12 protein-coding genes are annotated in these 10,584 nt (G+C 42.6%); 6 read left to right on the top strand and 6 right to left on the bottom strand.

Going from position 1 to position 10,584, the window contains the following annotated elements:
* The coding region (locus QC759_RS00235) for a lactate/malate family dehydrogenase (protein ID WP_279844555.1) at positions 1 to 671 on the bottom strand (671 nt) is incomplete at its 3' end.
* A gap of 98 nt (positions 672 to 769) precedes the next feature.
* On the bottom strand, positions 770 to 1,327 hold the full coding sequence (locus QC759_RS00230; protein ID WP_048072243.1) for a HEAT repeat domain-containing protein: 558 nt from the start codon (positions 1,325 to 1,327) through the stop codon (positions 770 to 772).
* A 324-nt stretch (positions 1,328 to 1,651) separates the two neighbouring features.
* Between QC759_RS00230 and QC759_RS00225 the strand changes: the two genes are divergently transcribed.
* Both QC759_RS00225 and fbp read left to right on the top strand, forming a co-directional pair.
* The gene (locus QC759_RS00225; protein ID WP_048072242.1) at positions 1,652 to 2,671 is read left to right on the top strand and encodes an isocitrate/isopropylmalate dehydrogenase family protein; all 1,020 of its coding nucleotides are present in this window, start codon (positions 1,652 to 1,654) and stop codon (positions 2,669 to 2,671) included.
* Positions 2,672 to 2,896: 225 nt separating this feature from the next.
* Complete coding sequence (gene fbp, locus QC759_RS00220) at positions 2,897 to 3,994, top strand: fructose-1,6-bisphosphate aldolase/phosphatase (protein ID WP_048072241.1); 1,098 nt, start codon at positions 2,897 to 2,899, stop codon at positions 3,992 to 3,994.
* A gap of 149 nt (positions 3,995 to 4,143) precedes the next feature.
* Here fbp and QC759_RS00215 read toward each other — a convergent pair whose 3' ends face one another.
* From QC759_RS00215 to pgsA, 4 genes are all read right to left on the bottom strand, one after another.
* Positions 4,144 to 4,815, bottom strand: a complete 672-nt coding sequence (locus QC759_RS00215; RefSeq protein ID WP_048072240.1) for a DUF434 domain-containing protein — start codon at positions 4,813 to 4,815, stop codon at positions 4,144 to 4,146.
* Positions 4,816 to 4,961: 146 nt separating this feature from the next.
* A complete protein-coding gene (locus QC759_RS00210) occupies positions 4,962 to 5,618 on the bottom strand; it encodes a TIGR00153 family protein (protein ID WP_048072239.1) in 657 nt (218 codons plus the stop codon).
* Positions 5,619 to 5,684: 66 nt separating this feature from the next.
* Entirely contained in the window at positions 5,685 to 5,927 is a 243-nt protein-coding gene (locus QC759_RS00205) for a DUF357 domain-containing protein (RefSeq protein ID WP_048072238.1), read from the bottom strand.
* Between the two features lie 78 nt (positions 5,928 to 6,005).
* A complete protein-coding gene (gene pgsA / locus QC759_RS00200) occupies positions 6,006 to 6,581 on the bottom strand; it encodes an archaetidylinositol phosphate synthase (protein WP_048072237.1) in 576 nt (191 codons plus the stop codon).
* A 54-nt stretch (positions 6,582 to 6,635) separates the two neighbouring features.
* On the opposite strand from pgsA, the gene QC759_RS00195 reads away from it, so the two are divergent.
* From QC759_RS00195 to QC759_RS00180, 4 genes are all read left to right on the top strand, one after another.
* Positions 6,636 to 7,256 carry an L-threonylcarbamoyladenylate synthase gene (locus QC759_RS00195; protein WP_048072236.1) on the top strand — a complete coding sequence of 207 codons (621 nt, stop codon included), beginning with the start codon at positions 6,636 to 6,638 and terminating at the stop codon, positions 7,254 to 7,256.
* A 233-nt stretch (positions 7,257 to 7,489) separates the two neighbouring features.
* Complete coding sequence (radB, locus tag QC759_RS00190) at positions 7,490 to 8,188, top strand: DNA repair and recombination protein RadB (protein WP_048072235.1); 699 nt, start codon at positions 7,490 to 7,492, stop codon at positions 8,186 to 8,188.
* Between the two features lie 193 nt (positions 8,189 to 8,381).
* Positions 8,382 to 9,542: a pyridoxal phosphate-dependent aminotransferase gene (locus QC759_RS00185; RefSeq protein WP_048072234.1), complete on the top strand. Its 1,161-nt coding sequence runs from the start codon at positions 8,382 to 8,384 to the stop codon at positions 9,540 to 9,542.
* A 227-nt stretch (positions 9,543 to 9,769) separates the two neighbouring features.
* Complete coding sequence (locus QC759_RS00180) at positions 9,770 to 10,186, top strand: hypothetical protein (protein ID WP_048072233.1); 417 nt, start codon at positions 9,770 to 9,772, stop codon at positions 10,184 to 10,186.
* Positions 10,187 to 10,584 lie beyond the last annotated feature (398 nt).

Raw genomic sequence — 10,584 nt, 5'->3', positions numbered from 1 at the left:
TTCTTGTTAATTACGTAGCTACCGGCGTTTTTAACCTTGTCCACAATGGTTTCCACATTGAATGACTGGTACTGGGGGAAGTCCTTAACCAGTATCCCCCCAATGGAAGTGGAACTTAGAAGTAGCACCATGTGGTCGCCGTGTTCCCCTATGATCCTGGTGTGTATCTCACTGACATGGATGTTGAAGTGTTTGGAGATGAGGTTCTTCAATCGCAGGGAATCTAAGTGGTTTCCCAATCCTATGACCCTGCTTCGGGGGAACCCGGAAGCTTTGTAGGCCACGTAAGTCATAACGTCTACCGGGTTGGTAATGACTAGTATTATGGATTCAGGAGCATATTTGGCAATTAAACGTGAATATTCGGCTATGATCTTAGCATTTGGTTTGGCCACTTCCATGCGGGTCATATCTGAAGTTCGTGGGGCTCCGGCAGTTATCACCACGATTTTAGAACCGGCCAGATCTTCAAAATTAGAGCTGGGAGTTATGGCCACACGGATATCCTTGGCAGCCATGGCATCGTTCATATCCAGGGCTTCTCCCTGGATCCGGCCCAGACTTTTTTCCCGTGCTAATAGGACCACTTCACTAACCACACTTTCCTCAGCCAAACTAAAAGCGGCGGCTTTACCCACTCTACCCGATGCACCAATTACACTAACCTTCATTCCACACCCCATTCATTGATCCTGGTAAACTACTTGGTATATCTCATTATTTATAATTAATCTCTTAGTTACTAATTTAAAAATTAAAAAAAAGGGAATTAATCTTTATTCAGGAAGTCCTGGGCTACCCTGCGGACATATCCGCTTTTATCTTTACGGGCTTTTTCCAGGGCTTCTTCTGCCTTTTCCCCGCCAATGTTTCCAAGGGCCATCACTGCACCGGCCCTTACAAATCCACTACTATCGTCCATGACTTTAATTAGAGGGTTTAATGCTTTAGGGGATTTTATGTTACCCAGGGCCCAGGCAGCTCCACCTCTCACCCTCCAGTCGTCATCTTCCAGTGTCTGGATTAAGGGGTCCACGGCAGATTCTCCCATATTACTCAGGGCTCCTGAAGATGCCCTTCGCACCCACTTATTATCATCCTTCATAGTGGTTATAAGGGGATTTATAGCCTTTTTGTCACCAATAAGTCCCAGTACTTTAGCCGCTCCCTGTCGGATGTTTTTATCTCCATCTTCCAGGGCGTCTATAAGCTGATCCACTGCTGGTTCTCCAATTTCCACCAGCATTTCAGTAGTTTGGACTTGTACCAGTTCATCGTTATCTTTCAAATTTTCTATAAGTCTTGCTACGTTTTTTTCAACTTCCATAACCAAAAATCCCCCTGAAAAGTTGTAATAAATTCTAAAATATAATACACTTTACTTAGGTTTGGTTAAAGCGTTAACCTAAGGAAAATATATTATATCCTTACTCCATCATATAGTTTACCCTCACCGCCTCCTATTGGGGAAAATATATAACTCGCCACACCAGAAAACTTCCCTATTTTGTTTAATGGTAATTAGTTCGGGGGTTATTCCCAGGAGTGGCACTTGATAATGAGGTTAACTATGTCATGTCAGTTAAAAATAATTAATTAAACTTCAAAAGAGTTAAGGGGATAACTTAATAAAAAAAACATGAGGATTGATATGTACACAATAACCGTAATACCCGGAGATGGTATAGGACCAGAGGTTATGGAAGCTACCCTGGATATTCTCAAAGCTTCTGATTTAGAGTTTGAGTTTCATGAAGCCCGGGCAGGATATGCCTGTTATCAAGAAACTGGGAATACTTTACCCCATGAAACATTAGAAATAGCTAGAAATGCCGATGCCACTCTTTTCGGAGCAATCACCTCTGTTCCCGAACAAAAGACTCCTAGTTCAATATTGACCCTCAGAAAAGAATTGGGTCTCTATGCCAATTTAAGGCCCATCAAATCCTATCCAGGTGTGAAATCCCTGTACGGTGATGTGGATATCCTTATAATCCGTGAGAACAGTGAAGGTCTTTACTCCGGAATTGAGGAAGTCACCAGTGAAGGAGCCACTGCCCTGCGAGTTATCACCCGGAAGGCTTCTCAGCGTATCTCCAGAGTGGCCTTTGAAGAAGCGAAAAATAGAGGTAAAACCAGGGTCACTGCGGTGCACAAGGCCAACGTGTTAAGAAAAAGTGATGGAGTATTCAGAAACTCCTTCTGGAAAGTGGCAGAAGAATACAAAGAAAAAGATGGATACCGTGATATTGCCACTGATGAACTCTATGTGGATGCCGCGGCCATGTTCCTGGTCACTGATCCCCACCGGTTCCAGGTGGTGGTAACCACCAATCTTTTCGGGGACATACTATCTGATGAAGGAGCCGGACTGGTGGGAGGTCTGGGAATGGCACCTTCCGCGAATATTGGGGATGACAATGGGCTGTTCGAACCGGTTCATGGTTCTGCTCCAGATATAGCTGGTAAAGGTGTGGCCAACCCCGCGGCCATGATCCTGTCGGCCTGCCTCATGCTTCAGTTCCTGGGAGAACACCAGGAAGCATTTAAACTTGAACAGGCCCTTATAAAAGTACTGGAAGAGGGAATTGTTCTCACACCAGACCTGGGAGGAACTTCCACCACCATGGAGATGGCTCAGGCAGTTAAAAAATACTTCAAAAAAAGTTAACACCAAACTAATTCTAGGTTAGGGTTAAACTGGGCATAGTAAATTTTATATGCCCATCCCCTCATAATTTGTCAATAAGAAAGGGTTTTATTAGAACAGCTCATATCTGTTTCTAAGTCTAGTTTTCCTTGTGAGGACTGGTATTATAATTATTAACATGAACAGCCCTTTACAGCTAATAAATGCGCATTAGATGTTCATGATTTTTTTGGAGGTGCATAGAATATGAAAACCACCATTAGTGTAATAAAAGCAGACGTTGGTAGTATAGCAGGACACGGATTGGCACATCCCGCATTATTAAAAAAATGTGAAGAGATTTTAGGAAAAGCCAAAGAAGAAGAGCTTCTTATTGATTATTATGTGACCAACTGTGGTGACGACACAGAACTCATCATGACCCACACCCAGGGTGAAGAAAACGAAGAAATCCACGAAATGGCCTGGACGGCATTCACCGAAGCAACCGCCGTTGCCAAAGAACTGAAACTCTACGGTGCCGGTCAGGACCTTCTATCCGATACTTTCTCCGGAAACATCAAAGGAATGGGTCCCGGATGTGCAGAAATGGAATTCAAAGAAAGGCCCAGCGACCCCGTAGTGGTGTTCTGCTGTGACAAAACCGAACCCGGAGCATTTAACCTGCCCCTGTTTAAAATGTTTGCAGACCCATTCACCACTGCCGGTTTGGTAATCGACCCATCACTGCACAATGGATTTGAATTTGAAGTGTTCGATGTAATGGAACACAAAAAAGTCAAACTCTCTTGTCCCGATGAAATGTACGACTTACTGGCTTTACTGGGAACCATCAACCGATACGTCATAAAACGTATCCGCCGCAGGGACGATAATGAAATCGCCGCAGCCATAAGTACCGAAAGATTAAACCTCATGGCTGGTTCATATGTTGGAAAAGACGACCCCGTGGCTATTGTCCGGGCACAATCTGGATTCCCAGCTGCAGGAGAAGTTGTAGAACCATTCGCCTTCCCCCACCTGGTGGGAGGATGGATGAGAGGTTCACACAACGGACCATTAATGCCCGTAGGGCAGAAAAACGCTTATCCAGTCAGGTTCGACGGACCACCACGTGTAATGGCCCTGGGATTCCAGATCGCCGATGGTAAATTAGTGGGCCCAGCTGACATGTTCGATGACCCTGCTTTTGACCGTTCCCGGGCACAGGCCTCCGAAATTGCCGATTACATGAGGAGACACGGACCATTCGAACCACACAGGTTACCCGCTGATGAAATGGAATACACCACACTGCCTGGTGTAATGGAAAAACTCGGTAACCGATTTGAGGATATTGAATAAATATCCTTAATTTCCTTATTTTTTTATCCTGACTATTTTTCTAGATTTAACTGTATTTTTAAAAAAAGGTGAAAAAGAGATTGTTTCAGGTTTAGTAATTACTTAACCTTAATAAATAATTTTATTTTGTTACGCGTTTAGTAAATTACTTATTTTACTGCAGGTTTACCTCTATTTAAACGAGACACATAACTCGGAACATCCAGCACTTTATCCACTTTGTCCATTACGATACCATCGCTGGTGGCCACAACACCGTCCACTTCATGGGATAAACTAATCAGTTGAGAATCCACATTTTCTGAGGTCTGGGCATCACCGGACACTTTTTGTGTGTTTAAAATTTCCCGGGTGGCCCTGGCCAGCTCCCCACTTAAACTCACCGGACTGTCAAAGAAAAAGAACACACCTTTAGGTTTGAAGATCTTCAGCAGGGAAATGATAGAATTCAAGGCAGGTGCTGTATTTTCATTCTTTTTATACTTCCCGAAGACCGCCTTCACATCCCGGATAACTCCATCCTCACATTTTACTACCACTTCTTTTTCTCCCTGTATAAGGGCTTCCACAGTGATAAGAACATTGTAACCATCCAGGAGGACATCTTTACCCTTTATATCGGATAATAAAATTAATTTATTCCTACGACTTTCAATTTTTGCGCGAGGAAACACTGTACGAATCAGATAATTCCTCTCCAGATCTCCCAGTAAGTAATGGTTACCCACATATTCCAGAGCCCCAGTACGGGGAAAACCACGCTCTAAAAGGTACTGGAAGTCTTTTTTAGCTTCGGTTAAAATAGGATCCTGAAAATTCATGTATTCCCTTCCATATTTCGAGAAATTTTCTTAATAATTAGGGTTTATTTAATTAATAAATGGCGTTATATGCCATAATTTAGATAAGGAAGTGGTTATAATACATTTGATGAGATGATTTAGAAAAATTTAGGGAATAAACACAATTAACCTTTTCTTTTGGCGGCAATGATGGGCACCCGGTCAGAGGCATCTTCGGCCTGGTCAACGATGTTTCCTAAACGGGTTACCATGTTTTTTAGTTCGAGTAACCTCAGAATTCCAAATTCTTCATCACGGTAGGACTGGTAAAGTTTTTTGAGGATGCGTCTTTCTATCATATCCACCTTAATTTCCCTTTCTTCAACTTCATGGGCTTTTTTAAGGGCTTGTCCAAGATCCACATCCAGAAGTTCAATGCATTCCTTTAAAACAGCAATGGAATCTATAACTTCATCTACCAGTTCCTCAAAATCATCCTTATAATGAGGGGGGAAGGTGATCCTGCTTAGACTTATTCCGTAGGCTGCTTCCTGGGTCATATCCGCAACGTTATCCACCAGTTCGGCCAGTATTATCCGATCTTCACGATCAAAGGGGAGGAAAGCTCCCTTGAAAAATTCAATCTCCATGACCCGGCGAACTTCGTCGGCTTTAGTTTCCAGTATGGACATTTCTATGACTTTGGCATCTAAAATATCAAATTCTCCCATGTAAAAGGGTGGCATTATTTCTTTTAGCTTTTTAACACATTCAAAAACTAATTCAACATGCTCACGGGAATGTTTTTCCACCTCTGACTCTTTGCCAAAGATCTTCCTCATTTAAATACCTTCTTTTTAGTATTCAATTCGTATTTTCCCCTTTAAACTACTCAAACTTATAATTAATTATTCATCAATAATAAGGTCGTGCTGAAGCCTTACTGCGTCTAAAAGTCCGTGTGCGTAGGTTATGCAACCGAAAGAGGTTAAATGATCCTTTTGCTTAAGGTAGTACTCAGTGTCATCCCGGTAGTTCTGGGCCATTTCCACGATTTTTTTTTCTCGGTCATGGATTTTTATGGATTCCACTTCTTTTATATTTTTTGCAAAAAGCTCTAAATCTTTCTCAATCCGTTCTATTGCATCCATATTATCACTAAAGCACTTGATTATGTTTAAATTTTCTTTTAATATAGATTTAATGGGTAATTCAAGTATTCGCTTTCTTTAAAGATTTTTAAGTTCCTTCCAGGAGTGATAGATACGTTGCAGGACAGTTATGTATCCCAGTACCACAATGAGGAGAATGGCCAGGGTCATGACCAACTGGGGGTTGGTGAAGTAACCTATGAAGGCACCGCCTAGAATTATAAACAGGCGCTCGGCCCGTTCTGCTATCCCCACATCACATTTAATTCCTTCTACTTCGGCCCGAGCCCGGATATAACTCACACTTAATGCGGCGAGTAATGCTAAAATTCCCCAGAACCAGTTCACGAATCCACCGTAGATGATACCGATGATTATGAATGCGTCAGCAAAGCGATCGCAGGTAGAATCCAGGAAACCCCCGAACTTGCTTTTGGTGTTATTGTTTCGGGCCACAGCACCGTCAATCACGTCAAAAAAACCGCTTAAGAGTATTAAAAGACCTCCTGCCAGGAGGTTTCCACGTGCAAATGCGTAGGCTGCAAAAAGACTGACTAACAACCCTATTACCGTTAGAATGTTAGGGTGCAAACTGATTCTTCCTGCCAGGGGGTTGATCAATCTTTGGAATTGGGGCCGAAGTTTATTAAGCATACTTCGAATATGGGTTTTATAAGAATATATACTTTGGAGTTTAAGGTATGAAAGATGAAACTCATTAAAGTTGATCCTGAAAATCCGGAAAAGGAGAAAATGGCCCTGATCAGGGATACTCTAGGTGGTGGGGGAACTGTGGTCTACCCTACCGACACAGTATACGGGTTAGGTGCCAGTATATTCCGTGAAGAAGCGGTTTTAAAGGTTTACAATATGAAGGGAAGATCTTTAAACAAGCCAGTTTCAATCTGCCTCTCTACCATAGAGGACATCAAAAATATAACCTACCTGGATCAGTATAAGGAGGAGATAATCCAGAAAATCCTCCCGGGACCTTACACCCTTATTTTAAATAAGAAAGAAATAGTTCCCTCCCTCATCACAGCAGGAATGGATAAAATAGGTGTTAGAATACCAGATAATGCTATATGTCAAGAACTTTCCCGTGAATTTCCCATCACCACCACCAGTGCCAACCTCTCTGGTCATCCCTCTCCTAAATCTGCTACGGAAGTACAAAGGGAACTGGGGGATCAGCCCGATATCATAATTGATTCCGGTCCCTGCAGTGGTGGAATCTCCTCCACAGTGTTGGATCTTACCGTGAACCCTCCCAAAATCAGGAGGGAAGGTGCGGGGATGGAAAAACTTCTCCAAGTACTGGAAGGTTAAATTCTTGAATTTTTAATCCTTGAATTTTTAAGGATATTCTTTTATTCCTCAGTAATTATCCCTATTCCATAATAATATTTAAACCATATAAGTTATTAATTAAATTTTGTGCAAACTCCCCGGCGGGGTATGCAAAAATTATAGGGATTAAATCCAAATACTAGTAAGGAAAATAATCCTATAAAATAAAATTATACAGATAACCCATTTAAATAAAAGTAGCAGGAGTTGTAATGTCAGAAATTCTATCCAACATGAAAGAAAAGGGTAAAATATCCACTTCATCACCCATTGACTCTCTCATTGGGGGTGGAGTAGAGAAAGGTTGTGTGACTCAATTCTACGGACCTCCAGGGTCCGGAAAGACCAACATAGCCCTGAACCTCCTGGTCCAAAATGCTAAAAACGGTAAAAACGGTATTTTTGTGGACACCGAAGGTGGTCTGTCCATAGAAAGAGTTAAACAGATTTCAGGAACTGAATTTGCTGAACTGGCTCCTAACATCATTGTATTCGAGCCCTCAACCTTTACTGAGCAGGATAATGTCCTGCGCAGAATTGAGAAAATGGTGGAATCAGGAGAAAAAGTGGAACTGGTCATCCTGGACTCGGCCGTGGCTCTTTACCGGGTTAGGGACGGGGAAATGTCCCAGATCAACCTGGAACTCGGAAGACAAATGGGTCTTTTAACCAGACTGGCCCGTAAACACGACATTGCCGTGGTGATCACCAACCAGGTCTACGCCAGTTTTGAAGGGGAGGGAATGGTGGAACCCGTGGGGGGAACTATTTTAAAGTACCGAAGCAAGATCATGGTGGAACTGGAGAGGGGAGATGTCAGTGGGGAAAGGTATGCCATCCTGAAAAGGCACCGCAGTCGACCAGAAGGGCTGCGCACCAGGTTCCGCATTGTGGATAGTGGTCTCCGGTAAGGGGTATAGATAATTTTAAATTAAGTGAGTTGAAAATGATATATAGATTCACAAAGAGAGAATAATACAGGTTTACATTCACATGGAATTTAGAAAACTACCCTCTGGGGATGATTCCTACAATCCAAGGTATTTCTAAATCTCTATTTTTAAATCTAAAAGATACATTTTGAGAATGTGTGTTGTGAGAGATATGATTTCACCCAAAAAGTACGCTAAAGCCGCAAAAGTATTGCCAAAGGGCTTTAAAACAGCTAACGAATTCTTTAACTATGTTTACAATGACCCGGACATGATCTGGATGGGTCAAAACACCAACCACCTCCATGACAAGGATGGGGTTATGGAAGCCATGATTGCCAGTGTACAGGATAACGATTACTGTAAATATCCTCCACCAGAAGGTTTTCCCCGCCTCAAAGAACTGGTCATGGAGGACCTGGGACTGGGCAGTGAATACGACATCCTGATAACTGCCGGGGCAACAGAATCACTCTACCTCTGTGCTAATGACATCCTGGAGCCGGAAAACAACACCATCACCTGTGACCCGGGATACCTTATCATTGACAACTTCGCCAGTCGTTTCGGGGACCATGTTAAATCTGTACCCATCTACAATGAAGAATGCGGTTACAAGTTAACTCCAGAACTCGTAAGGGAGAACCTGGATAAAAATACCAAACTGGTATCCCTGGTTGATCCCCTGAACCCCCTGGGATCATCCTACACCAGAGAGGAACGAAAGGAGTTCAAGGATATTGCCGAGGATCATGACATCTACCTGTTACATGACATCACTTACCGTGATTTTGCCCATGATCACCAGCTCATGGCCGAGGTCTGCCCGGACCACACCGTCACGGTGTACAGTTTCTCCAAGATCTACGGAATGGCTGGTATGAGAATCGGTGCGGTGATTGGGGTACCGGAGATCATCAACTCCATACGCACCATTGTGGTCAACGACCTGGGAACCAACCTGATAGCTCAGAACGGAGCCATGGCTGCCATAGAATCCAAACCAAAATGGATTGACCGGGTTAAAAACACCACCCGCCAGAACCAGGATATAATCAAACAGGCAGTGGACCAGGTGGACGGAGCCCACATAGCAGTCTACCCCTCCGATGGGAACATGATGGCCATTGACATGATAGACACCGGAGTAACACCCCGGGAAATGGCAGACTACCTCATAGAACGTAAGATATTTGCCAGGGAAGGATCCTACACCAGTAAAAAATTTGGACACCGCTACCTCCGGGTGAGCTTCTCCATACCCACCACCCAGGTAGAGTACTTTGCTAAATGTTTCCTGGAAGGTATGGGAGCTTTGAAGGGTTCTAAATAATAAAGGAAGAATTTAATAGGGTTTATCCCTTTTTTCCTGAAAACCCCTCATAAATCTTTTTTATCTATTTTTGGCATGAATTGCCCTGATTTTAATAAACTTGGTTTAAATAAAACTTCTGGATTTTAACCATGATTTCAACCATAATTTAATTAAGACATTGGTAAACTTTATAATGGGATTATTGCAATCAAATTAGATTCACGGTTAAAAACAGGGTGTTTAATGTGAATAGAAGTAAAATGGTTATTTTCATAGTTTTAGTGGCGTGTTTGATGGTCACAGCATCTGGATTCATCATACAGCCCTCTTTATCCGGTGACAACGCCACTAACCTTACCAACAATACCAATGCCACAGCTAATGTTAATTCTACTTACAACTCGTCTGTAAACACCCGTGGAGATTCCCATGACTCCTCTGCTAACCCTGGTGAAGACAACAAACCCCTAACCTCAGGTATATCTGCTGATGAGGCCCGTGAACTGGCAAAAAAATATGCTGGGCCTGGTACTATCCTGGGAAAACCAGTCCGGACCACCTACAAGAAGATCCATGCCTGGCAGGTACCAGTCTATACCCGAGAACATAAATTTCTGAACAACATTTATATTGATGCTAAAAATGGTAGAAAGGTGGATTAAACTTAAAATAAACTTTACAAATTCTTTTTCTGGTTAAAAAAATTCTATTTAAGGCTTAAATAAATGAAAAGTTGTGGTTTAAATCCCCTATATTTGAATCCTATATTTGAATACCCTATATTAAGCACAGATCTAAATCAAGACATTTAATTTAGTTAGGGATAAAAAAATGGTAAAAATAGGAAATATATAAAGAAAATAGGGGATTTATCAAAGAGGGGAGGTATCTAACTTTTCAGGTAGTAATATTCCCCTGCTTCTTTTTGTTCCCGGTCCAGGTAACTGTCCTGTTTGTTCACCCGTGGACGTCTGGTTTCCTTGTCCCGGCGGAAGGTAATTCCCACTTCGGACAGGAACCGGTTCATGGCCGAACGCAGGTCCATGGGGCTGGTGGCATG

The organism is Methanobacterium formicicum, assembly GCF_029848115.1.
GTDB lineage: Archaea > Methanobacteriota > Methanobacteria > Methanobacteriales > Methanobacteriaceae > Methanobacterium > Methanobacterium formicicum.
Note: the sequence above shows the minus strand (reverse complement) of the source record. Positions and strands in the feature narration are given on the sequence as shown.

What these genes read in the sequence shown, in the direction of transcription:
- QC759_RS00225 (WP_048072242.1), top strand. Translation starts at nt 1,652, where the DNA reads ATGTACACAATAACCGTAATACCCGGAGATGGTATAGGACCAGAGGTT.
- QC759_RS00215 (WP_048072240.1), bottom strand. Translation starts at nt 4,815, where the DNA reads ATGAATTTTCAGGATCCTATTTTAACCGAAGCTAAAAAAGACTTCCAG.
- QC759_RS00195 (WP_048072236.1), top strand. Translation starts at nt 6,636, where the DNA reads ATGAAACTCATTAAAGTTGATCCTGAAAATCCGGAAAAGGAGAAAATG.
- radB (WP_048072235.1), top strand. Translation starts at nt 7,490, where the DNA reads ATGTCAGAAATTCTATCCAACATGAAAGAAAAGGGTAAAATATCCACT.
- QC759_RS00230 (WP_048072243.1), bottom strand. Translation starts at nt 1,327, where the DNA reads ATGGAAGTTGAAAAAAACGTAGCAAGACTTATAGAAAATTTGAAAGAT.
- pgsA (WP_048072237.1), bottom strand. Translation starts at nt 6,581, where the DNA reads ATGCTTAATAAACTTCGGCCCCAATTCCAAAGATTGATCAACCCCCTG.
- QC759_RS00210 (WP_048072239.1), bottom strand. Translation starts at nt 5,618, where the DNA reads ATGAGGAAGATCTTTGGCAAAGAGTCAGAGGTGGAAAAACATTCCCGT.
- QC759_RS00205 (WP_048072238.1), bottom strand. Translation starts at nt 5,927, where the DNA reads ATGGATGCAATAGAACGGATTGAGAAAGATTTAGAGCTTTTTGCAAAA.
- fbp (WP_048072241.1), top strand. Translation starts at nt 2,897, where the DNA reads ATGAAAACCACCATTAGTGTAATAAAAGCAGACGTTGGTAGTATAGCA.
- QC759_RS00185 (WP_048072234.1), top strand. Translation starts at nt 8,382, where the DNA reads ATGATTTCACCCAAAAAGTACGCTAAAGCCGCAAAAGTATTGCCAAAG.